Source organism: Gammaproteobacteria bacterium, from assembly GCA_016705365.1.
In the GTDB taxonomy this organism is placed as follows: Bacteria; Pseudomonadota; Gammaproteobacteria; order Pseudomonadales; family UBA5518; genus UBA5518.
Map to the genome: position 1 here is coordinate 413591 of JADIYI010000002.1, position 23502 is coordinate 437092.

A 23502-nucleotide genomic window follows, 5' to 3' on the forward strand; every position below is an offset into this window, starting at 1 on the left:
CCGGGCTTCGTCTATAATCAACGGGGATTCATGGCACAGGCCGTTCCGGATGATTAGCTTTCTCCGCCAGAGTGTATGCGCCGGCTGTTTCGCCTTGCTGCTGTTGCCGCTGCAAGCCACGGCGATGGCACTGTTCAAACCGAGCTGTCTCACCGAACTCGCCAAACGAACCCAGACCTGGGCGGAATGCACCAAGGAGTTCAGCCGCAACGACAACCGCTGCAAGCTCCCTACCGGCAGGATGTACAGTACGATGGAGCAATGCGCCGCCAAGGGACACACACCCGCCGAAATCAATGCCGCGATGACCGCCGGTTACCGCAAGGCCGGCACCCAGCCGATCAATCCGCCGCAGGCCGTGCCTCACCCCAGCAATTGAACCCGGCAAAGCGCGGCGTACCGGGCAAATACATCGTATCGATGCCGGTGATACCAAAGCCGCCCTCGGTCAGCAGCAGCGGCACATCGCGGTTGAGATTGCAGCCGCCGAATACGCACCGCCACGGCCTGTTGACCCGATCCTGCCAACGACGCACCGCGGCATCGGGAGCCGCACCGTGCTCGCAGAACAACAGGCGCCCATCGGGTTTCAGAACCCGCCTCATCTGCGCCAGTGCGGCACCGATATCGGGAATCGTGCACAGGGTATAAGTCAGCACGATGGTATCGACGCTGTGATCCGCGAGCGGGATGCGCTCGCCCGGAAGGTCCAGCCAATGAACCTCGACCGGCGAGCGCGCAAGCCTGCTCTCGGCGCGCGCCCGCATCGCATGGCTTGGCTCCAGGCCCCACACGAACTCAACCCGCGCAGGATCGTAGAACGACAGGTTGTGACCCGAGCCCATGCCCACCTCCAGCACCCGCCCGCTCGCGAGCGGCACGATCTTGGCCCGTTGCCGGGCAATCGGCGAGGTGCCGCACGCAAGATCGAGCAAATGAGGCAACAGATGGTCGTGGTAAAAACTCAATGTGGAGCTACTGCAGGTGAAGACCGCGTCTGACGTATTCCTCGACGCGTATCCCGTGCACACCGTTCGGCACCACGGTCTTGATCAGCCAACCCTCCATGCCTTCCTGCCCGGAAAGCTTGCCGAGATCGAGGATACGCTCCGCGCATGGCTGGTGCGCTTCGTCACGAATCAGCAGCACCCGCGGCAAATGCCGATTGCGGTGATTGGTAGTGGTCACGATGCCGTGACAGCCGTTCTTCAGTTCCACCACGCTGCCGGTCGGATAGAGTCCCATGCAGCGCACGAACTCCTCCACCAGTCGCGCATCGAACTTCTTGCCACTCTCGCGGTTCAGCACGTCCAGCGCGCGCAATGACGGCTGTCCCCTGCGATAGCAGCGGTCCGAGGTGATCGCATCGTAGACATCACAGATCGTGACGATACGCGTCATGTCCGAGATGCCCGCGGCTTTGAGCTTGCGCGGATAGCCGGTGCCATCGAGTGACTCGTGGTGGGCATAGGCGACATCGACCGATCCGTACGGCGCATCGCGATGCGCCATCAGGATATTGCGCCCATCGGTCGTGTGGGCACGCATCAACTCGAACTCCTCCTGGTTCAGCGCGCCTTCCTTGTGCAGCACCTCAACCGGGGTCAGCGATTTTCCGACATCGTGGAGCATACCGGCCAGGCCGATATGCCTGAGGTCGTCCTCGCCATAGCCCAGGTGCCGTCCGAAATTGATCGACAGCAACCCGACGTTCACACAATGCTCGGCGGTGTATTCGCTCTTGGTACGGATGCGCGACAGCCAGATCATCGCATCCGGACTATCGATGATCGTCTTCACCGCGTTCGAGACCGTGGCCTTGACTTCCTCGATGTTTATCGCACGACCGAGACGCACATCGTCCATCATGTTGCGCGTCAGCGCGCGCGCGTCGTTCTGGAGACGGCTGGCGCTCTCGTAGTTCTGACGCAGGGGAGGCGGCGAATCGGAGCTCGGGCGACGACGCACGGACTTGCCCAATACCGCCCGCTCCGTGGGCTTTATCCACAGATCGACATCGTATTCAACCACGACGTGGGCACAGTACCTGGATATTTCCTCGATCTGCTGCAGCGTCTCGATCCTGAAACCCTGGAACAGGAACGGTGTCTCGGTCCAGGGACGATCCAGTTCCAGCACCCGCATGCCAACCCTGAGCGCTGCGACCGGAACCTGTACCCGATCCGAGGCGCCTCGAAAATATCCCGGTCTTGATACGGTTACTTTGGACATGCGAATTATCGACAGTACTCGAAAATCAGTAACTGTCAGCACTATAGATGATGGATCGCAACGAATCCAAGTCTGGTGCCGGCAAATGGCAATTACAGCGCCAACAGCTCGCTTCCGGGCGCAAACTCAAATGCTTTCGGCAACCGGCACCATGCGTCGCATCACGACCAGCGATGCAAGCACATAGGCAATCATCAGCGAATTCACCCAAACGGGTGAGCTTTGTGTCAGATACAGCAAGGCCACCGCACCCGCGGTCAGTGCAAGACGCAGCTGTTCCCAGCGTCGCCCTGTCATCGCGCACTGCATCAAGGCGCCGAGCGCGATCAGCCCGAGCAACAGGTAGCCGAACAGCGCCAGTCGCAGCATCAACCCCTGCGCCGGGGCCCGTTGCTCCATCCACAATGCATAACCCAGCAGGAACACGAATTGCGCCAGCGTGTAGGCCGCGACCGGGCGCGTCAGCGGCGGATCGTAGCGACGAAAATCCTCGAGCCGCCCCTTCGCCAGCGGGAAGCGCTGCGCCACGTCCGCCGGTCGCCATCCGGTGCGCGCGCCGAGCACGCGCAGCTTGTCGGCAACAGCATGCGTGTACCACGCATCACGGAGCATCTGCACATAAACATGCAGGTTGGCCCACAGCGGATTCCAGCTGCGCAGCGGACCCAGTATGCCGTAGACCGGTGGCTCGTCGGCGCGTTCTTCCTCGAATGTGCCGAACAGGCGATCCCACACGATCAGCAGACCACCATAATTCTTGTCGACATATCTGGCATTCTGCGCGTGATGCACGCGGTGATTGGATGCGGTGATCAGGAACCACTCGAGCACGCCGAGCTTGGGTATGTGGCGGGTATGAATCCAGAACTGGTAGATCAGATGCACCGAGGCGACGGTCACGAACATCGTCGCGGGCACTCCCGCGATGAAGCACGGAATGTAGAACAACCAGCTCACCAGAAACCCGGTGCTGGTCTGGCGCAGCGCCGTGGTGAGATTGTATTCCTCGCTCTGGTGGTGCGCGACATGCGATGCCCAGAACAGCGTGCGCTCGTGACTGATGCGATGAAACCAGTAGTAGCACAGATCGTAGAGCAGCAGGGCGAAGATCCAGTTCCACGCGGAGTGCATGTCGAGGCGAGTGAGCGCCAGGTGTTGCTCGACCCAGCTGAACACCGCGCCACCGAAATTGAGTCCGACGATCTTGATCGCGGTGCTGAGGACGCCGAGACTCAGGCTGTTCACGCTGTCATTCAGGCGATAGGTATCGCTGCCGTGGAGACGCCCCCACACATACTCGATGCCGATCAACAGCAGGAAAAACGGCACGGCGTAGGGAACCAGATCCATGTTCGGCTCGCGAGCGGATGCGTCTGCACCCATTCTAATGCGCCGGCCCGGATCGCGCGCCTCCAAGACCGCCCCGATACGGGCGAATTCACGAAATTGGTTGATACGTCAACGAAACCGGCCCTATCATCCGCGCGTCCGCTCAATGCTCCGGTGAACGATGAACCAGACCACCTCTCCAACGCGTCGCCGCGTCACCCTGATACTGATGTTCCTGGTGTTCGCGCTGGCGGGCGTCGCGGCCGGGTTGTGGTACTGGACCGTGGGTCAGTGGCGCGAAACCACAGACAACGCCTATGTCACGGGGAATCTCGTGGTGGTGAGCGCGCAGGTCGAAGGCACGGTGGTCAGTATCAGCACGGAGGAAAACGATGTCGTCGCCACTGGCAGCGAGTTGCTCCGTCTCGGCGATGGCGATGCCCTGCAGGAATTGCAGTTGCGCCAGCAGGAATTGGCGCTCGCGGTCCAGGAAGTCGTGGCCTTGCGTGCCCAGGTGGCGCGGGCCCGGGCGGAACTCGCGCTGCGCGAAGTGACCAAGCGCCTGGCGCAGGAGGAATTCCAGCGACGCGAGAATCTGCACCGGCGCAAGATGCTTTCGGACGAGGAACTCGATACCGCACGCACGCGCGCCGAGGAGACTGCCGGCGAACTCGATACCGCCCGCCAGGTCCTGAGCGAGACAAACATTCGCGCCGGAACCGGGGCCATCGAGACCCAACCCCTGGTCATGGCCGCCGCGGCCCGCCTGCGACCCGCATTTCGCGCCTGGCAGAAGACCCATATCGTTGCCCCGGTGGATGGGGAGGTCGCGCGTCGGCGGGTACAGCTCGGACAGCGGGTGGAAGCCGGAACACCGTTGTTCAGCATTGCCGAACGTCACCATGCCTGGGTCGAAGCCAATTTCAAGGAAAGCCAGCTGCGCAATGTGCGTCCGGGACAGCCGGTCGACATACGCTCCGACCTCTATGGCGATGAATACCGTCTGAGCGGCGAAGTGGAGAGCATCGGCACCGGCACCGGTGCGGTGTTCTCGCTGCTTCCGGCGCAGAACGCCACCGGCAACTGGATCAAGATCGTGCAGCGCGTACCGGTGCGCATCGCGCTGACGCAGGATCACGACCCCGACTATCCGCTGCCCTTCGGCGCATCGCTGAACGTCAGCATCGACACCCACGAGCGCAGCGGCCCGCGTGTTGCATTGCAGCCGCCGACTGCGCCGGTGGCACAAACCGATGTGTTCGATTACCCGACCGATGCGGCCGAGCGCATGATCGCTGTGATCATCGAGCGCACCGCAGGTGGGGCGGCACCCTGATGGACGAGCCCACCCGGGCAACACCGCTGCACGGGCTGGCCCTCGCCGGCGCCACCGCCGCGGTCTCGGTCGCGGCGTTCATGAACGTACTCGACACCACCATAGCGGTGGTTGCACTGCCCACCATTGCCGGCAATCTCGCTGCCACTCCATCACAGGCGAGCTGGGTTGTTACCTCCTACGGAGTCTGCCTGGCCGTGGTATTGCCGTTGTCGGGGTGGATATCGCGCCGCTACGGGCTGGTTCGCACCTTTCTTTGCGCGGTACTGCTGTTCACGCTGACCTCATGGCTGTGCGCTTCCGCCAACACCTTCAACCTGCTGCTTTTCTTCCGTGCGCTTCAGGGTTTCGCCGGGGGTCTGCTGCTGCCGCTGTCCCAATCCCTGCTGTTGCGGATCTATCCGCCGGAAAAACACGGCACGGCTCTCGGCATATGGGCCGTCAGCACGGCGATCGCACCGGTGGCAGGACCGTTGCTCGGCGGATACATCACCGATGTGTGGGGTTGGCCCTGGATTTTTTACGTCAATGTTCCATTCGGGCTGTTTTCCGCATACCTGTGCTGGACATTGATGTCCGCGCACGAATCGGAGCGGGTACGCGAGCCGGTCGATCTGGTCGGTCTGTTCCTGCTGGCCACCGGAGTGATCTGCTTCCAGCTGGTACTGGATCGCGGTCATGAACTCGACTGGTTCGCCTCGCCGCAGATCAGCGTGATGCTGACGGTATCGGTGATGTTTTTTTTCCTGTTCATCGTCTGGGAGCGTGATGCGCCGCACCCGATCGTGGACCTGTCCTTGTTCCGCTATACGAACTTCGTTACCGGAACCGCGCTGATCTCGGTGTTTTACGCGGTTTTCGTGGTCGTGGCGGTGGTCTATCCGATCTGGATACAGACCGTGCTCGGCTACTCGGCGCGCTGGTCGGGTATCGTGATGTCGCCCACCAGTATCGTGCCGCTGATCGCGATGCCCTTTGTCGGACAATACGTCCGAACTGCCGATCCGCGCCCTCTGGTCACGATCGGCTGTATCGGCATCACCGGTTCGATGTTGCTTCATGCGCACACCACCACCGATGCCCCCTCCTCATACCTGGCTTTGGCACGTTTCACGATCGGCATGGGCATGCCCCTGGTATGGATGCCACTGATGATGAATGCCCTGACTGGCTTGCCGCCGGACAAGATCAACACTGCCACCGGTTTGTTCAATTTTTCACGCATGCTGCTCTCGAGCCTGGGAACTGCCGCCGCGGTTACCCTGTGGGACGAGCGCTCCATATTCCATCGCGCCCGGCTGGTCGAGGAGGTATCGCGCGACACACCGGAGCGCCGCGCCATCTTCGACTCGATGACCAACACCTTGCAGGATCCGCAAGCCGCGCTGGCCGCACTCGAATCGATAATCACCCGCCAGGCGCGCACGCTCGGGCAACAGGACCTGTTCTACGTTTGCGCCGGCGCGGTGCTGCTGGTCGGGGCAGGTTGCTGGCTGCTTTCGGGCCGTCTTGCCTCGAGCACCACGACACCAGTGCCACATGATTGATCTCGGCGACCACGAAGCACGCCATATTGCGGCGCTGTACCGCCACATGCTCAAGCACCTCGATCGCGAACTCGCACCCCACGGTCTCGGCCCGGGGCGCTATGCTTACCTCTTTGCGCTGTATATCGAGGACGGACGCACCCAGCAGGCACTGGCCGACACGGTGGGCGCAGACAAGGCGGGGGCAGCGCGCGCGCTGGCGCGACTCGAGACCGATGGTTATATACGCCGCGTCGCCGACCCGCGTGATCGGCGCGTGGTACGGGCCTTCCTGAGACCACGCGGGAGACGCCAGCGCATGGTGCTCGAGCAGGCGGCACTCGATACCATTGACCGCCTGACCGCGCACCTGGACGACACCGAGCGGCGCGATCTGAAACGGTTGCTGGCCAGGGTGGCGACACCCCTGCTGAAACGCCTGAGTAACGACCGCAGGGCAAGGACACACGGCGCGCGATGAATCATCTCCATGCAGGCACCATCGAGCCCATCCGCCATGAACTGCTGCTGATCGGCGGCGGTCACAGCCATGTGGCGGTGATCCGCCATTTCGGCATGCACCCGCTGCCCGGGCTGAGAGTGACCGTGCTGAGCCGCGACGTGCATACCCCCTACTCCGGCATGCTGCCCGGGCTGATTGCCGGCCACTACGAATTCGACGACTGCCATATCGATCTGCGCGCGCTGTGCCAGGCCAATGGTGCAAGCCTGATTCAAGGCACGGTCATCGGCATCGACCGCGAGCGACAGCAGGTGCTGCTAGAGGATCGACCCGCGCTGCGTTATGACTGGGTGTCGGTCAATATCGGCTCGCGCCCCGCGCTGCACACGATTCCCGGCGCTGGCGAGCACGGCATCGCGGTCAAGCCCATCGATCGCTTTCTCGCCCACTGGCATGCCGTGACGGGGGAACTGGCGCATCAACCACGCGCCTGTCGCATCGCGATCGTCGGCGGCGGAGCGGCCGGCATCGAAGTGGCTTTGGCATGCATGCATCGACTGCGCACCTTGCCTGGCGCAAACGCCGCGCTCGTGTCATGTGATCTGGTCTGCGCCGCGCCACGGCTGCTCGAATCGCACAACGCGCGGGTGCGCGCCTTCTTCGACAAGCGGCTCGCTGCCGCCGGCATCAAGGTGCACTGCGCGCACCGGGTGATCGAGGCCGACGACCGCGGCCTGGTGCTCGGGGACGGGGCACGCATCGCCGCGGACCTGATTATCTGGGCAATCCATGCCGGCGCCGCCAGCTGGCCCCGCGACTCGGGAATCGCCTGCGACCAGGAAGGCTTCATTCGCGTGGACCAGTCGTTGCGCAGCGTCAACGAGCCGCGCCTGTTTGCCGTCGGAGACATTGCCGCGCTGCCGCTGCCAGTGGCAAAAAGCGGTGTTTATGCAGTACGCGCCGGCATGATCCTGGCCGGGAACCTGCGCCGCGCGGTGCTGGGAAAGCCGCTGCGCGTGTATCGCCCGCAAACAGGCTTCCTCAGTCTCCTCACCACCGGCGAGCGGCACGCGGTGGCATCGCGTGGCCGGCTGTTTGCGGCGGGACGCTGGGTGTGGCGATGGAAGAACCATATCGATCGTGCCTTCATGACCCGTTACCGCCCGCAACCCGCCGCACCCACGCCGCGGGGCGAAGAACCGGCAATGCGTTGCGGCGGCTGCGCGGCGAAAGTCGGCAGCGAAATGCTGGGCCGCGTGCTTGCGGATGTGCACACGCTGCGGCGCGAGGGCATCGTGCACGGCCTGGCAAGCGCCGAGGACGCGGCAGTGCTGCTGCCGCCCGCGGGGCAGCAACTGGTACAGAGCGTCGATTATTTTCGCGCTTTCATCGACGACCCCTACCTGCTCGGACGGATTGCCGCGCTGCATTGCCTCGGCGATCTCTACGCCATGGGTGCGCGCCCGCATTCGGCATTGGCGATCGCAACCATTCCGTGGGCCGTGCCCGCAGTGATGGAGCAGAGCCTGCATCAGCTGATGCAGGGTGCGCTGCGCACGCTCGAGCACGAGCAGGTCACGCTGCTCGGCGGGCACAGCAACGAGGGCGCCGAGCTCGCCTTCGGTCTCAGCGTCAACGGCTACGCGATGCCGCAGCAGCTGTTGCTCAAATCGGCGCTGCGCAGCGGGCACGCCCTGATCCTGACCAAGGCCATCGGCACCGGCACACTGCTCGCCGCCAACCAGGCAGCAGCCACCGAAGGACGCTGGATCGAACAGGCTATCGCCAACATGCTGCTTTCACCGCGGGTTGCGCTCGAGATATTGCGCGCACATGGCGTCGCCGCCTGCACCGACGTGACCGGTTTCGGCGTGCTCGGGCATCTGCAGGAGATGTTGCGTGCATCGGAGATCGGCGCCCACCTGCGACCGGCGGCGATTCCGGTGCTGCCCGGCGCCCACCAGTGTCTTGCGCGCGGCTACCGCAGTTCCCTGCATCACGCCAACCGCATATACCTCGACTCGCTGACCGAGCGGATCGAGTCGTCAAAGGACACCGACCTGCTGCTCGACCCGCAGACCGCTGGCGGCCTGCTCGCCGCGGTGCCCGCGGAGCAGGCCGAACGCTGCGTGGCGGCGCTGCAGGGGGCTGGCTATCCGGATGCGGCAATCATCGCGGCCTGCGATCCGCAGATCAGCGCGGGGCGTGTCGCGCTGTGTTGAGACACCACTCGCGCACCGCGTCATATTCGCCCCGACACACCACCCGCGCACTCGATTTCTGCAGCTGGTACTCGTACATCGGATCGTAATATTCGCGCAGCAGCAATTCGATCCAGGCACGGTGCGCGGCGTCATCGCCACCGCATGATTGCTGGTCGAGCGCCTCCTGCATGAGCTGCCGCGCCACGCGAAAACGCTCGTCACCGAGACGGCGCGCGATACGTCCCAGGCTCGCCAGCAACTGCTCGCCGAAGCGCGCGAAGCCGCCCTGCGGATCGCGCTGCCGGTAAACTGCCATGTCCGCACCGATGTAATCGCGCAGGATCTGCCCGATACGAAAATCCAACGGCATTTCCACGATCACCAATGGCGCTGTCCGCATCGCCTGGTACAGATCGAGGGGAATCGACATCGCCCCGATCTGGCGGCTTTCGTCCTCGAGAAACAATGGCGCGCCGGGCCGCGCATGACGCTGGCGCAGCAGCGCCAGCGCCAGCGCGTTCTCGAAATCGATCTGAGCCGGAGGTGCGTCGGCGCGGCGCCCGAAGCTGGAGCCCCGGTGGCGCGCAAAACCCTCGAGATCCACTCCGCCCGGCAGCGAATTCACCAGATCGGTCTTGGCCGAGCCGGTGCGCCCGCCAATCACGTAGAGGGGCTCCCGGGGCGAAGGTGCAGCAAGTTCGGCAAGCAATCGCCGGCGCAAGGCCTTGAATCCCCCCTCGACCAGGGGAACCGGGTGCCCGGCCGCGGCCATCCATTGGGTCGCCAGCCGCGAGCGCAAGCCACCGCGCCAGCAGTAGAGGATGGCATCGGGATAGGTGCGGGCAAATGCGCACCAGCGCTCGATGCGCTGCACCTTCAACGCCCCGCTGACCAACTCGTGTCCAAGCTCGATCGCCGCCTGCTGCCCGCGCGTCTTGTAGCAGAGTCCGATCTGTTCGCGTTCGCGGGTATCGAGGATCGGCAGATTCACGGCACCGGGTATCGAGCCGTGCGCAAACTCGATTTCGGAACGCACATCGATGAACGGAGTACTCGCCAGCAACAGGGCGTCGAATTCCTCGGCGGCAATATTCAATGGCTCCATCCAGGTCACTGCTCCGCCAGTTGGCGGGTAGTCCAACCGGCGCCGGCGATGCTACGCTGCACTCTTGGCATTGACAATGTGCGTGGTGCGCAGCTTGGGGTTGATTCGACCCCGCAACACGGTACTGCGGAGAGGTAGCACGGCGCTCCATTGAGCTTGTTGCAAACAATTCTCATTTACGATTAAACTCAATCCATGAAACAACCAGAAACCAGCTTCGCGACGTTGGAACGCGGTGACCGGGCCGCGGTGCTTGGCTTTGGTGCAATGCCCGAATACTACCGCAACCGGTTGCTCAGCATGGGTCTCACCCCCGGTACCGAGTTCCTGGTCGAGCGCCGTGCACCGCTCGGTGATCCGGTCGAAATCAGCCTGCGCGGCTTCCGGCTCAGCCTGCGCCGCGCGGAAGCAGCCCAACTGAGGGTCTTGAGGCTGTGAACCGCCCGTACACGATCGCCCTGGTAGGCAACCCCAACTGCGGCAAGACCACGCTGTTCAATCGCCTGACCGGCACCCACCAGGCGGTCGGCAACTGGCCCGGCGTCACGGTCGAGCGCAAGACCGGACGATTCGTGCATGCCGGCGCGCACTATGACGTGGTCGACCTGCCCGGCACCTTTTCGCTGCACGTCTCGCCCGGCGAGGACTCACTGGACCAGCAGATCGCCCAGGGCTATGTGCTGTCTCGGGAAGCGGATCTGATCATCAACATCATTGATGCCTCGAGCGTGGAGCGCGGCCTCTACCTCAGTTCGCAGATTTTCGATGCCAGCATCCCGGTGGTGGTTGCACTGAACATGATGGATGTGGCTCACGGTCAGGGCATCCACGTCGATCCCTACCGGCTCGCCGAGGGTCTGGGCTGCCCGGTGGTGCCGCTGGTCGCGAGCCGTGGTGACGGCATCGGCGCGCTGATGGACGTGGTCGGCAGCCAGCTGCTGGGCCGCCAGCCGGCGCCGGCGCGACAGCCTCTCGACGCCCCGATCGAAAGCGCGCTGCTGCGCGTTCAGGCCGCGCTCGACACGAGCAATGCCGGGCCAAATGGCCGCCTGCTGGCCGCCGCATTGCTCGAGCGCGATGCCGCGGTGCTGGCGCGACTCGGCGAATCCGAGCGTGCCGCGGCGCTGACGATCGTGGGCGAACTCGAAACCCAGCTTGGAGCGAGCGCCGGCGATGCCCTGATCGCGGCACGCTACCGTGCGATCGGTGACCTCACCGCACAGGCAGTGCACCGCGATCCGGGCCACCGCTTCAACCTCACCGACTGGCTCGACCGCGTGCTGCTCGACCGCTGGCTGGCGTTTCCGCTGTTTCTCGGTGTCATGTACCTGATGTTCATGCTCACGATCAACGTGGGCGGTGCGTTCACCGATTTTTTCAATATCACGGCCGGCGCGCTGTTCGTCGAAGTGCCGCGTCGCCTGCTCGAGGCGGTCGGACTGCCCGCCTGGCTGGTCACGGCAATTGCCGACGGCGTGGGCGGTGGCGTACAGCTGGTGTGCAGCTTCATACCGGTGATCGCCACGCTGTTCCTGTTCCAGAGTTTTCTGGAAGACTCGGGCTACATGGCGCGCGCTGCGTTCATCCTCGACCGCCTGATGCGCGCCGTCGGACTGCCGGGAAAGTCCTTCGTGCCACTGATCGTGGGTTTCGGCTGCAACGTGCCGGCGGTGATGGCAACGCGCAGCCTCGACACCCACCAGGACCGCCTGCTGACCTCGATGATGGCGCCGTTCATGTCCTGCGGTGCACGGCTGACGGTCTATGCCCTCTTCGCTGCAGCGATATTTCCCCGCAACGGCCAGAATGTGGTGTTCGCTCTGTACCTGATCGGCATCGCTCTCGCCATAATCACCGGCTTGCTGATCCGTCGCGGCTTGCTCAACCGCGACCTGTCACCGTTTCTGCTCGAACTGCCGGCGTATCACGTCCCCACACTGCGCAGCCTGATGCTCCATACCTGGCACCGGCTGAAGGGCTTCGTGATGCGCGCCGGCAAGGCCATCGTGCTGGTGGTGCTGGTGCTCAATTTCGTGAACTCGATCGGCACCGACGGGAGCTACGGCAACCAGAATACCGAGCGCTCGATGCTCTCGGCCGTGGGCAAGGCGATCACGCCGCTGTTCGCACCGATCGGCATCACCGAGGAAAACTGGCCAGCCACGGTCGGCATCTTCAGCGGCGTCTTTGCCAAGGAAGTGGTGGTCGGCACTCTCGACGCACTGTACACCAACATGGCGCGCGAACCGGGCTCGAGCACCGGAGCGGCGAATATCGGGGCAATGTTGAGTGAAGCCATCGATTCAGTCGGAACAAACCTGGGAGAGCTCGGCGAGCGCCTCGCTGATCCGCTCGGCCTGTCGCTCGGCAATCTCGATGACCGCGACATCGCGGCGGCAGACCAGCAGGTGCACGTGGGCACGCTCGGCCTGATGGCACAATTGTTCGACGGACCGCTCGGCGCGTTCAGCTACATCCTGTTCGTGCTGCTGTACATGCCCTGTGTCGCGACACTCGGTGCCATCTACAAGGAACTCGGCGGCTTCTGGGCGTTTTTCTCCGCGACCTGGAATACCGTGATTGCCTATACGCTGGCGGTGGCCTGCTATCAGGGTGGACGCATTGCGAGCGATCCGCTTGCAGCGGGCCTGTGGCTCGTTTTCTGCGCGCTGCTGCTGAGCGGTTGCTATCTGTGGCTGATGCACCTCGGACGCCGGCGCGCCGCGAGCGGAACACTGATCCCGGTCGTCAACCTCTGATTTTCAGCCGCGTCGCCAGACCGATCCCTCGCGGGTGTCCTCGATCACGATGCCACGCTCACCGAGCTGCGCGCGAATCGCGTCGGCGCGGGCGAAATCTCCGGCTTTCTTGGCCGTGTTGCGTTGCTGCACCAGTTCATCGATCGCGTCATCCTCCGTATCGGCCCCGCCACCGCGGCGAAACAGCCGCGGATCTTCCGCCAGTATCCCGAACACCGCGCCAAACCCCTTGAGATCGGCGGCAAGGCTGCGCGCCCGCGCAAGGCCGTCGCGCGCCGCGCTGTTCAGTTCACGAACCAGCTCGTACATCACCGCCAGCGCCTCGGGGGTATTGAAATCCTCGTCCATTGCCGCGCAAAAGCGCGCGGCGTAATCGCTCGATTCAAGGGTGCTCCGGTCGGAGGGCTCGACATCGCCGAAATCACGCAATGCCGCGTAGAAGCGCTCCAGCGCCGCCTGCGCACCCTGCAGGCTCTGCTGCGAATAATTGATCGGACTGCGGTAATGGCTCGCGATCAGCAGGTAGCGCACCACCTCCGGACGGAAGCGTGCGAGTACCTCGCGGATCGTGAAAAAATTGCCGAGCGATTTCGACATCTTCTCGTTGTCGATACGCAACGCCCCGACATGCATCCAGTAATTGGCAAAGCACTTTCCTGTCGCCGCCTCGGACTGCGCAATCTCGTTCTCGTGGTGCGGGAATACCAGATCGGGTCCGCCACCGTGGATATCCAGGGTTTCGCCGAGACAATTCATCGCCATCGCCGAACACTCGATATGCCAGCCCGGGCGCCCCGCGCCCCAGGGCGACGGCCAGCTCGCCTCGCCCGCGCGCGCCGCCTTCCACAACACGAAATCGCGCGGGTCCTCCTTGTCCTCGCCGATCTCGACCCGCGCACCGGCAATCAGCTCGTCCGGCACCTTGCCCGACAGTTTTCCGTAGCCGGGAAAGCGCATCACCCGGTAGTACACATCGCCATTGGCGGCGCGATAGGCAAAGCCGCGCTCGACCAGGCGTGCGGTGATCGCGATGATTTCCCCGATATGCGCGGTCGCACGCGGTTCGCGATCGGGCGGGATGTTGCCGAGGGCACGCTCGTCCTCGTGCATCGCCTCGATGAAGCGCGCGCTCAGCACATCGAAGGCCTCGCCGTTCTCGCTCGCGCGGCGCAGTATCTTGTCATCGATATCGGTGATGTTGCGCACGTAGTCGAGCTGCCAGCCGCGAAAGCGCAGATAACGCGCGATCACGTCGAATCCGACCAGCAGGCGTGCGTGCCCGAGGTGACAGTAGTCGTAGACCGTGATGCCACACACGTACATGCCGATGCGTCCCGGTACCAGCGGGCGGAAGTCCTCGATGCGGCGGCTCAGGGTATTGTAGATGCGCAATCCCATCTCACTTGCTCCTGTCGGCCCATGAATCGCGCAGGCTGATGGTGCGGTTGAACACCATCGCGGCTTTGGTTCCCGCACGCGGATCCCGGCAGAAATAGCCTTCACGCTCGAACTGGAAATGATCCTCCGTCGTCGCCGCCGCGAGGCCCGGCTCGGCCTTGCAGCCGGTGAGGATCTCGAGACTGTGCTGATTCAGATTGTCGAGGAAACCGCTCGCGCCGGCATCCGGCGCGGCATCGCGGAACAGTCGATCGTAGAGACGCACTTCGCAATCGAGCGCATCGCGCGCCGACACCCAGTGGATCACACCCTTGACCTTGCGCCCGTCCGCCGGGTTGTTGCCGAGGGTTTGCGGATCGTAGGTGCAAAGCAGCTCGCTGATGTTGCCATCGGCATCGCGCAGCACCTCGTCGGCGCGGATCACGTAGGCGTTGCGCAAACGCACCTCGGCACCCAGCACCAGGCGCTTGAAATCCTTTTCCGCCGCGACCCGGAAATCCTCGCGGTCGATGTACAGCTCGCGGCAGAAAGGCAACACCCGCTGCCCGAGTTCGTTGCGCGAGGGGTGCGCGGGCACCCGCAGCGCTTCGCTGTCCTGCCCGGGATAGTTGCTCAGGGTGATCTTCAACGGCCGCAGCACGCACATCGCCCGCGGCGCATTCTTGTCGAGATCGTCGCGAATGCAGAATTCCAGAGTCGCCAGGTCCACGATGCCGTCGGAACGGCTGACCCCGGTACGCTCGACAAAGTCGCGTATCGCCTGCGGGCGTACCCCGCGTCGGCGCAAGCCGGAAATCGTCGGCATGCGCGGATCGTCCCAGCCCTCGACATGCTTTTCCTCGACCAGCTGGCGCAACTTGCGCTTGCTGGTGACCGTGTAGCTGAGATTCAGGCGCCCGAATTCATATTGACGCGGACGACTCGGCACCGGCAGATGCTCGATGAACCAGTCATAGAGCGGACGATGATCCTCGAATTCCAGGGTGCAGATCGAATGCGAGATATGTTCTATCGCATCTTCCTGGCCATGCGCGAAGTCATAGGACGGAAAGATGTGCCAGTCACCGCCGGTGCGGTGATGCCACGCATGCTTTACCCGGTAGAGCACCGGATCACGCATGTTCAGGTTCGGCGAGCTCATGTCGATGCGCGCACGCAAGGTCATCCGCCCTTCCCCGATCTCGCCGCTCCGCATCCGTTCGAGCAACGCCAGGCTTTCGTCACTGCCCCGGTCGCGGAACGGGCTGTTGCGGCCGGGCTCGGTCAGGGTGCCGCGATAACTGCGCATTTCCTCGGGTCCAAGTTCGCATACATAGGCCAGGCCCGCGCGCACCAGGTGCTGCGCCCAGGCATACAGCATCGGAAAATAATCGCTGGCAAAACGCACTGCGCCGTTCCATTCGAAGCCGAGCCAGCGTACATCCTCGGTGATCGAATCGACGTACTCGAGTTCCTCGGTGGACGGATTGGTGTCATCGAAGCGCAGGTTGCAGGTGCCACCGAACTCGGCGGCGAGACCGAAGTTCACACAGATCGACTTTGCATGACCGATGTGAAGATAACCGTTGGGCTCGGGTGGAAAGCGGGTTGCGACCGCCGCGACACGCTTGCTTGCAATGTCCTCGCGAATGATGGTGCGCAGAAAGTGGGATGGTTTTGCGGAATCGGTCATCGCGGGGGCCGGTGTCTGGATCGAGCCGGCGATTATAGCGATGCGCCACTGCACGATAAACCGAGCGCGCCGGGGCGGCAGGCGCAATTTTCACGCGTATCGGGCCTGAACCGGAGCCGCTGTCCGCGCATCCCGAGGTGCCTGCGGCGGATCGGTCACGGCCCGGCACGCCTGTTCCGGGGTAGGTGCGCAGCGCAAAACCCGATATGATTGCGCCCTCTTTTTTCCCCACCTATGGTGCAAACGATGGTTACTCTCCACACGAACATGGGCGATATCACCCTGGAACTCGACGCCGCGAAGGCGCCCAAGACGGTCGAGAATTTTCTCGCCTATGCGCGCGATGGCTTCTTCGACGGCACCATTTTCCACCGCGTGATCGGCAATTTCATGATCCAGGGCGGCGGCATGACTGCGGACATGAAGCAGAAGCCTACCCGCGCGCCGGTCGACAACGAGGCCAACAACGGCCTGAAGAACAGCATCGGCACCGTGGCGATGGCGCGCACCAACGATCCGCACTCCGCCACCGCGCAATTCTTCATCAACGTCGCGGACAACGAATTCCTGAACCACAAGGCACCAACCGGCCAGGGCTGGGGCTATGCGGTGTTCGGCAAGGTCAGCAGCGGCATGGACGTGGTCGAGCGGATAAAGGGCGTGCCGACCGGAACCAGTGGCCATCACCAGGACGTGCCGCAGGATCCGGTAGTCATCGAGCGCGTCAGCGTCGATTGAGCCGCGCGCGATCCGCATGGGCAGCCTGTTCATCGCGGATCTTCATCTGTGCGAGACGCACCCACGGGTCACGCGGGCGTTTCCGGATTTCCTGGGCAACGCGGCACCCGGATTCGACTCGCTCTACATACTCGGCGACCTGTTCGGATACACGGCCACACACACCGGCCCGGTTGCCATGAATGCGAGGCCGGGACCCGTAACGTTACCGGGGACTGGGACCTGCAGGGCAGGTATATCGAGTGGCCGAACGGCGGCGCGCCGCAACTCCGGAGTTTCGCGCTGCCCGCTGCCGCTTGGCCCTTGCGCGCCATGGTCGAATTAACACCGGCGCGGGGGCTGCATTATACTGCCGCTGCTACCCTGAACGCGGCACGCAAGGTGCTGATATCCCGCCGCTACCAACGAGGAGTGAATCCGTGCTCGAAGCTTATCGTGAACATGTACAGGAACGTGCAACCCAGGGCATCGTACCCAAGCCCCTCGGTCCCGAGTGGACTGCGCAGCTGGTCGAACTGCTGAAGAACCCGCCGGCCGGCGAGGAAGCCTTCCTGCTCGACCTGATCAGCAACCGGGTGCCGCCGGGCGTGGACGAAGCCGCGTATGTGAAGGCAGCATTTCTCAGCGCCATCGTGAACCGCGAGATCAGCTGCCCGTTGATCGATCGCGCCCGGGCCATCGAGTTGCTCGGCAACATGCTCGGTGGCTACAACATCGCAACCCTGGTCGCCGCGCTCGACGATACCGAGCTCAGCACGCTCGCGGCAACACAGCTGAAGGGCACCCTGCTGATGTTCGATGCTTTCCACGATGTAGTCGAAAAACACAAGGCCGGCAATGTGCATGCCAGTGAGGTGCTGAAATCCTGGGCAGAAGGCGAATGGTTCACCAGCCGCCCCGCCGTGCCCGAGTCGATCCGCAGCACCGTGTTCAAGGTGAGCGGCGAAACCAATACCGACGATCTCTCGCCGGCACCCGATGCCTGGAGCAGGCCCGATATTCCGCTGCACGCGCTGGCGATGTTCAAGATGCGCCGCGACGGCATCGAACCCGATGAGCACGGCAGCATCGGCCCGATCAGATTGATCGGGCAATTGCAGAAGAAGGGCTATCCCATCGCCTTTGTGGGCGATGTGGTCGGCACCGGCTCGAGCCGCAAATCCGCCACCAACTCGGTGCTGTGGTATTTCGGCGACGATATGCCGGGCGTGCCGAACAAGCGCTCGGGCGGGTTGTGCATCGGCGGCAAGGTTGCGCCGATTTTTTTCAACACGATGGAAGATGCCGGAGCACTGGTGTTCGAGGCGCCGGTCGACAAGCTGGGCATGGGTGATGTGATCGAGGTGCGTCCCTACGAGGGACGCATCCTGAACGCCGAAAGCGGCGAACTGCTGTCCGAGTTCGAATTGAAATCCGATGTATTGCTCGACGAGGTGCGTGCCGGCGGTCGTATCAACCTGATCGTCGGGCGGGGCCTCACCAAGCGCGCCCGCCAGGCCCTCGGACTCGGCGCATCGACGCTGTTCCGCAGCCCGACCGAGCCTCTCGACACCGGCAAGGGTTACACGCTCGCGCAAAAAATGGTCGGTCGCGCCTGCGGCGTTGCCGGCATTCGTCCGGGCACCTACTGCGAACCGCATATGACCACGGTGGGCTCCCAGGACACCACCGGCCCGATGACCCGTGACGAACTGAAGGACCTTGCCTGCCTGGGTTTCTCCGCCGACCTGGTCATGCAGAGCTTCTGTCATACCGCGGCCTACCCGAAACCGGTCGATATCGATACCCAGCACACGCTGCCCGATTTCATCATGACCCGCGGTGGCGTGTCGTTGCGCCCCGGTGACGGCATCATCCACAGCTGGCTGAACCGCATGCTGCTGCCCGATACCGTCGGCACCGGAGGCGATTCGCATACGCGTTTTCCGATCGGCATTTCCTTCCCCGCCGGATCGGGCCTCGTGGCATTCGCGGCCGCCACCGGCGTCATGCCGCTCGACATGCCGGAATCGGTGCTGGTGCGTTTCAAGGGCACCATGCAGCCGGGCATCACCTTGCGCGACCTGGTACACGCGATCCCCTACTACGCCATCCAGCAGGGCTTGCTGACGGTCGCCAAGAAGGGCAAGAAAAATATCTTCTCGGGTCGTATCCTCGAGATCGAAGGTCTGGAGAACCTCACCGTCGAGCAAGCCTTCGAACTCTCCGACGCCTCTGCCGAGCGCTCGGCCGCGGGTTGCACCATCAAGCTGTCGCAGGACACCATCGCGGAATATCTGAAATCCAACATCACGCTGCTGCGCTGGATGATCAGCGAGGGCTACGGCGACAGGCGCACCCTGGAGCGACGCGCCAGCGGCATGGAGCAATGGCTGGCCAGCCCGGAGTTGCTGGCGGCGGATGCCGACGCCGAATACACCGCGGTGATCGAGGTCGATCTCGATCAGCTCGGCGAGCCCGTGGTCTGCGCACCGAACGATCCCGATGACGCAAGGCTGTTGTCACAGGTCGCCGGCGACAAGGTCGACGAGGTGTTCATCGGTTCCTGCATGACCAATATCGGCCACTATCGCGCGGCCGGCAAACTGCTGGAAAAGTTCAAGGGCTCGATTCCGACCCGCATGTGGATCGCGCCGCCGACCCGCATGGATGCACACGTGCTGATGGAGGAAGGCTATTACGCGATCTACGGCCGCGTGGGTGCGCGCACCGAAATGCCGGGCTGCTCTCTGTGCATGGGCAACCAGGCGCGGGTGGCACCGAATTCCACCGTGCTGTCGACCTCCACGCGCAATTTCCCCAACCGCCTCGGCGAGGGCGCCAATGTATACCTGACCTCGGCGGAACTCGCCGCGGTAGGTGCCATCCTCGGCCGTCTGCCGAGCGTCGAGGAGTATCTCGAATACGCCAAACGCATCGATGCGATGGCCGGGGAAATCTACCGCTACCTGAATTTCGACCAGATCGCGGAATTCCAGAAGGGTGCGCAGGACGGCAAACGCATCGCGGCACTCGAGATCAGCGAAGTCAGCATGAACTGAGCGTGCCGGCATGAAGCCCCGCCACGGCGGGGCTTTTCGATTCCACAGATGGAGTCTCAGGATGTTCGATCCCGCCTGGTGGCAGCGCGATGATCTGCGCTATATCGAAGGCCGCCTGCATATGGCGCGGCAGGACCTGTTGCAGCTGGCGCAACGCTGCGCGACGCCGCTGTTCGTCTACAACTCGGCGCGGGTGCGCGACAACCTGCAGCGCCTGCGCTCCGCACTCGAGCTGCACCAGCTCGATTACCGGATTTTCTACGCCCTGAAAGCCAACCGTTTCGCGCCGCTGATCGGCGCCATGAGCCATTGGGGGCTGTGCGGCATCGATGCCTGTTCGCCGGGCGAATTGTTGCTGGCGCGCCAGCACGGATTTGCCGAAAACGAGATTTCCTATACTGGCACTTCGGTCGCCAACAGCGATCTCGACTTGCTCGCGCGTCATCCCGGGGTGCATGTCAACTGCGATTCGCTGAGCACCATCCGCCGCCTCGGCGAACGTGATCCGGGGCGCAGCATCGGCATCCGCATCAACCCGCGGGTCGGCGCCGGCTATCACGCGGGCCTGCATTACTCGGGCAAGAAGGCCAGCAAATTCGGCATCTACCGCGACCGCTTCCGCGAGGCGCTCGATCTCGCGGGGAGTTTCGGAATGAAGGTCACGCAGCTGCATTTTCATTTCGGCTCCGGCTACCTGACGCCGCAGTTGCCGCAACTCGAGGAGGCACTGGAGCACGCCGGCTGGTTTCTCGACCAATGCCCCGACATCGACACGCTCGATATCGGCGGCGGCATGGGGGTGCCGGTAACCGCGGATCGCGCACCGCTCGATCTCGTTGCCTGGGCGGCGCTGATCGCGCGCTTTGCCACGGCGCGCGGCGTCGCCATTCACCTCGAGCCCGGCGACTACCTGGTAAAGGACGCCGGAGCACTGGTCGCGCAGGTGAATAGCGTCGAGGAAAAAGGTGGTACGACCTTTGTGGGCGTCAATGCGGGTTTCAGCCTGCAGAATCTTGCCGCTTACTACCAGACACCATTCGTGGTGGCGCCGCTAGGCCTCACCGGCACGAACGCCGTCGAGACCGTCACGGTCGCCGGTCATATCAACGAGGCGATCGACCTGCTGGCCGAGGATGTGAGCTTGCCGCCGCTCCGGGAAGGCGATTACCTCGCCTTTCTCAATGCCGGCGGCTATGGCGCCTCGAGCAGTTCAAATCATTGCATGCGCGGTGCGCACAGCGAGTACCTTGTTGGCTGAATCCCGCTCGCGGATCAACCGTCGGCGCAGCTGACTTTACGTCGCTCCAGTTCGGCCGCAATCACGCCAAGCCGCAACTTGACCTGCTCGAGGTTGGTGTAGCCACCGTTGCGACTGATATCGGTATAGGACTCGGTCAGCGAGCGCATATCGCTGCACAGGCTGCGATCCGACTGCCTGGCCGCCTGCTCCGGCGTCAACGGGCTGACCGTGGCGCAGGCGCCCAGCAGCAACGCCAAGGACAAGCCCGGCAGCAGCGCGATTGCGCAACCACTTCTCGCTGTCGGCGCAGACGGATTCGCGACACGCATTGTTACCTGAGCCTCGATTTTCCGGGATAATGGCCCGAACATCAGACCAACGGGGGTGCAGAATACTCCCATCGGGAAGACTTGGGGTCGACCAATGCTGCGTTTTTTGCCCGCTCCGCTGCGCGGAACGATCGCCACGGCGCTGCTGGTGTGCAATACCCTTGTGCTGTGCTGGCCGTTGTTCATCGGCGCGTTGTTCAAGTTCGCACTGCCGTTTGCCGCCGCCAGGCGCCGGATCAACCGCCTGATGCACTGGAGCGCCGAGGCGTGGATCGCGCTCAACAAGTGGTGGATGGACGCCGTCGGGCGGACCCGCTGGGACGTGCAGGGACTGCAGTCGATCCACCTCGATCATTCCTATCTGGTCACCAGCAATCACCAGAGCTGGGTCGATATACTGGTGCTGCAGTACCAGCTCAATCGCCGGGCACCGTTCCTGAAATTCTTTCTCAAGCACCAGTTGATCTGGGTCCCGGTGATCGGGCTGTGCTGGTGGGCGCTGGAATTCCCGTTCATGAAGCGCTTCAGCAGCGAGTACCTGCAACGTCACCCCGAGAAACGCGGCCAGGACATGCTGACCACCCGCAAGGCCTGCGAGCGCTACCGGAACCACGCGGTTTCGGTATTCAACTTTCTCGAGGGTACGCGCAACACCGCCTCCAAGCATGCCGCACAGAACTCGCCGTTTCGCTATCTGCTGCGCCCGAGGGCCGGAGGTATCGCTTTCGTTCTCGACGCCATGGGCGAGCAGATGGCCTCCATGCTGAACGTCACGATTCACTATCCTGACGGCATCCCGACTTTCTGGGAGCTGTTGTGCGGCAGGATCCCGCGCATCGTGGTGCGCTTCGAGCAGATCGCGATCCCCGCGCAATTCATCGGCCGCAGCTACGACCAGGACGAGGACTACCGCCTCGGCTTCCAGCAATGGGTCAACAGGCTATGGCAGGACAAGGATTCACTGCTCCGCGAGCTGCACACGGCGTATCCTCCCGCCCGCTGAAACGAACCCCCGCGACACAGATTCCCGCGGTATTCCCCAACGGCGTGCCCGCCCGGCGCTCAATTGCGGTTGCGCCGGTTTCTGCGCGGCGCCGCGCCCGAGGCACTGCCGCCACCGAGACTGAGATCGCCCCCATACTGCGCGCGCGCGCCGCTCGAAATCGCGCCGAGTTCGGCAACGATCTCCTCGAGTGACGCAGCGCAGGAATCGGGATGTTCGTCCAGCGCGACTTTCATCGCGCGCAGATGCAATGGCGTGGTGCCACAGCAGCCGCCAATGATCCGCGCACCTGCCGCATAGGCGTGTCGCGCATAGGCCGCCATCAACTGCGGAGTACCGTCATAGGCGATCGCGCCGCCACTCCAGTACGGAATGCCGCAATTACCCTTGGCCACCAGCAGCGGCGGAGCGCAATCGGCACGTGCCATGTTGATGACGCTGAGCACCGTTTCCGCCGGGCCGACCCCGCAGTTCGAGCCGCAAGCAAGCGGCGGGGACGCCAGGGATGCCGCAAACCGCGCGACATCGGCCGGGCACAAACCCATCATCGTGCGCCCGTTGCTGTCGAAGCTCAGGGTGCATACGACCGGTTTTCCGGTTGCGCCGGCACCCTCGACCGCGGCCTGCATTTCCTCGCGCGAGGATATCGTCTCGACCCAGAGAATGTCCGCCCCGCCACGCACCAGGGCTTCGGCCTGTTCACGAAAGGCGTCGTGCGCCTCCTCGATCGACAGCGCCCCCAGCGGCCGGTAGATCTCGCCGCTCGGCCCCATCGAACCGGCGACGATGACCGCGGGGTCGACGCGATCGGCCTCGGCACGCGCGATGCGGGTCGCGGCCTCGTTGAGTTCCGCCACCCGGTGCGCATTGCGGTGCAGCGCGAGGCGAAAGCGATTGGCGCCAAAACTGTTGCTGAGAATGATGTCGGCACCGGCCTCGATGAAACTGCGGTGATTGGCCGCCACACGCTCCGGGTGCTCGACGTTCCACAGCTCCGGCGGCTCGCCGGTCTGCAGACCCATCGCAAAGAAATTGGTGCCGGTCGCGCCATCGGCCAGCAGGTAGGGCCGTTTGCCAAGGCGTTGCCGCAGGATATCGCTCATCGGGATTCGCTCCTCTCGTCAAAT

General features: G+C 63.6%; 19 protein-coding genes. 11 read left to right on the forward strand and 8 right to left on the reverse strand.

Annotation, left to right across the window (positions count from 1 at the left end):
• Positions 1-49: 49 nt before the first annotated feature.
• Entirely contained in the window at positions 50-379 is a 330-nt protein-coding gene (locus IPF49_02060; protein MBK6286429.1) for a hypothetical protein, read from the forward strand.
• Here IPF49_02060 and IPF49_02065 read toward each other — a convergent pair.
• From IPF49_02065 to IPF49_02075, 3 genes are all read right to left on the reverse strand, one after another.
• Positions 342-968 (reverse strand): class I SAM-dependent methyltransferase, encoded by a 627-nt coding sequence (locus IPF49_02065; GenBank protein MBK6286430.1) that lies wholly within the window; start codon positions 966-968, stop codon positions 342-344. The genes IPF49_02060 and IPF49_02065 overlap by 38 nt on opposite strands.
• Before the next feature lie 7 nt (positions 969-975).
• A complete protein-coding gene (locus IPF49_02070; protein ID MBK6286431.1) occupies positions 976-2232 on the reverse strand; it encodes an HD-GYP domain-containing protein in 1257 nt (418 codons plus the stop codon).
• A 126-nt stretch (positions 2233-2358) separates the two neighbouring features.
• Positions 2359-3582, reverse strand: coding sequence for a sterol desaturase family protein (locus tag IPF49_02075; protein MBK6286432.1), 1224 nt, complete (start codon positions 3580-3582; stop codon positions 2359-2361).
• Between the two features lie 160 nt (positions 3583-3742).
• On the opposite strand from IPF49_02075, the gene IPF49_02080 reads away from it, so the two are divergent.
• The 4 genes from IPF49_02080 to selD are packed head-to-tail and all read left to right on the forward strand — an operon-like array spanning position 3743 to position 9108.
• Complete coding sequence (locus tag IPF49_02080; protein MBK6286433.1) at positions 3743-4897, forward strand: HlyD family efflux transporter periplasmic adaptor subunit; 1155 nt, start codon at positions 3743-3745, stop codon at positions 4895-4897.
• Positions 4897-6444 (forward strand): DHA2 family efflux MFS transporter permease subunit, encoded by a 1548-nt coding sequence (locus IPF49_02085; protein MBK6286434.1) that lies wholly within the window; start codon positions 4897-4899, stop codon positions 6442-6444. Before IPF49_02080 ends, IPF49_02085 begins: the two co-directional genes overlap by 1 nt.
• Positions 6437-6904: a winged helix-turn-helix transcriptional regulator gene (locus IPF49_02090; protein MBK6286435.1), complete on the forward strand. Its 468-nt coding sequence runs from the start codon at positions 6437-6439 to the stop codon at positions 6902-6904. The genes IPF49_02085 and IPF49_02090 overlap by 8 nt, the downstream gene beginning before the upstream one ends.
• On the forward strand, positions 6901-9108 hold the full coding sequence (gene selD / locus IPF49_02095; protein ID MBK6286436.1) for a selenide, water dikinase SelD: 2208 nt from the start codon (positions 6901-6903) through the stop codon (positions 9106-9108). Before IPF49_02090 ends, selD begins: the two co-directional genes overlap by 4 nt.
• Here selD and mnmH read toward each other — a convergent pair.
• Complete coding sequence (gene mnmH / locus IPF49_02100) at positions 9080-10195, reverse strand: tRNA 2-selenouridine(34) synthase MnmH (GenBank protein MBK6286437.1); 1116 nt, start codon at positions 10193-10195, stop codon at positions 9080-9082. The genes selD and mnmH overlap by 29 nt on opposite strands.
• A gap of 195 nt (positions 10196-10390) precedes the next feature.
• Here mnmH and IPF49_02105 point away from each other — a divergent pair, with 195 nt between their 5' ends.
• Complete coding sequence (locus IPF49_02105) at positions 10391-10633, forward strand: ferrous iron transport protein A (protein ID MBK6286438.1); 243 nt, start codon at positions 10391-10393, stop codon at positions 10631-10633.
• Positions 10630-12954, forward strand: coding sequence for a Fe(2+) transporter permease subunit FeoB (feoB, locus tag IPF49_02110; protein ID MBK6286439.1), 2325 nt, complete (start codon positions 10630-10632; stop codon positions 12952-12954). Before IPF49_02105 ends, feoB begins: the two co-directional genes overlap by 4 nt.
• Before the next feature lie 3 nt (positions 12955-12957).
• Here feoB and IPF49_02115 read toward each other — a convergent pair whose 3' ends face one another.
• Positions 12958-14352, reverse strand: coding sequence for a cysteine--tRNA ligase (locus tag IPF49_02115; protein ID MBK6286440.1), 1395 nt, complete (start codon positions 14350-14352; stop codon positions 12958-12960).
• A 1-nt stretch (position 14353) separates the two neighbouring features.
• On the reverse strand, positions 14354-16024 hold the full coding sequence (locus tag IPF49_02120) for a glutamine--tRNA ligase/YqeY domain fusion protein (protein MBK6286441.1): 1671 nt from the start codon (positions 16022-16024) through the stop codon (positions 14354-14356).
• A 246-nt stretch (positions 16025-16270) separates the two neighbouring features.
• On the opposite strand from IPF49_02120, the gene IPF49_02125 reads away from it, so the two are divergent.
• The 3 genes from IPF49_02125 (at position 16271) to IPF49_02135 (ending at position 21061) form a co-directional block, all read left to right on the forward strand.
• Complete coding sequence (locus IPF49_02125; GenBank protein ID MBK6286442.1) at positions 16271-16762, forward strand: peptidyl-prolyl cis-trans isomerase; 492 nt, start codon at positions 16271-16273, stop codon at positions 16760-16762.
• Between the two features lie 419 nt (positions 16763-17181).
• Positions 17182-19803: a bifunctional aconitate hydratase 2/2-methylisocitrate dehydratase gene (gene acnB, locus IPF49_02130; protein MBK6286443.1), complete on the forward strand. Its 2622-nt coding sequence runs from the start codon at positions 17182-17184 to the stop codon at positions 19801-19803.
• Positions 19804-19864: 61 nt separating this feature from the next.
• Complete coding sequence (locus IPF49_02135) at positions 19865-21061, forward strand: diaminopimelate decarboxylase (GenBank protein MBK6286444.1); 1197 nt, start codon at positions 19865-19867, stop codon at positions 21059-21061.
• 14 nt (positions 21062-21075) lie between these two features.
• Here IPF49_02135 and IPF49_02140 read toward each other — a convergent pair whose 3' ends face one another.
• Positions 21076-21300 (reverse strand): hypothetical protein, encoded by a 225-nt coding sequence (locus tag IPF49_02140; protein ID MBK6286445.1) that lies wholly within the window; start codon positions 21298-21300, stop codon positions 21076-21078.
• 166 nt (positions 21301-21466) lie between these two features.
• Between IPF49_02140 and IPF49_02145 the strand changes: the two genes are divergently transcribed.
• Positions 21467-22375: an acyltransferase gene (locus tag IPF49_02145; GenBank protein ID MBK6286446.1), complete on the forward strand. Its 909-nt coding sequence runs from the start codon at positions 21467-21469 to the stop codon at positions 22373-22375.
• 59 nt (positions 22376-22434) lie between these two features.
• On the opposite strand, the gene bmt is transcribed toward IPF49_02145, so the two are convergent.
• Complete coding sequence (bmt, locus tag IPF49_02150) at positions 22435-23478, reverse strand: betaine--homocysteine S-methyltransferase (protein ID MBK6286447.1); 1044 nt, start codon at positions 23476-23478, stop codon at positions 22435-22437.
• Positions 23479-23502: the final 24 nt, after the last annotated feature.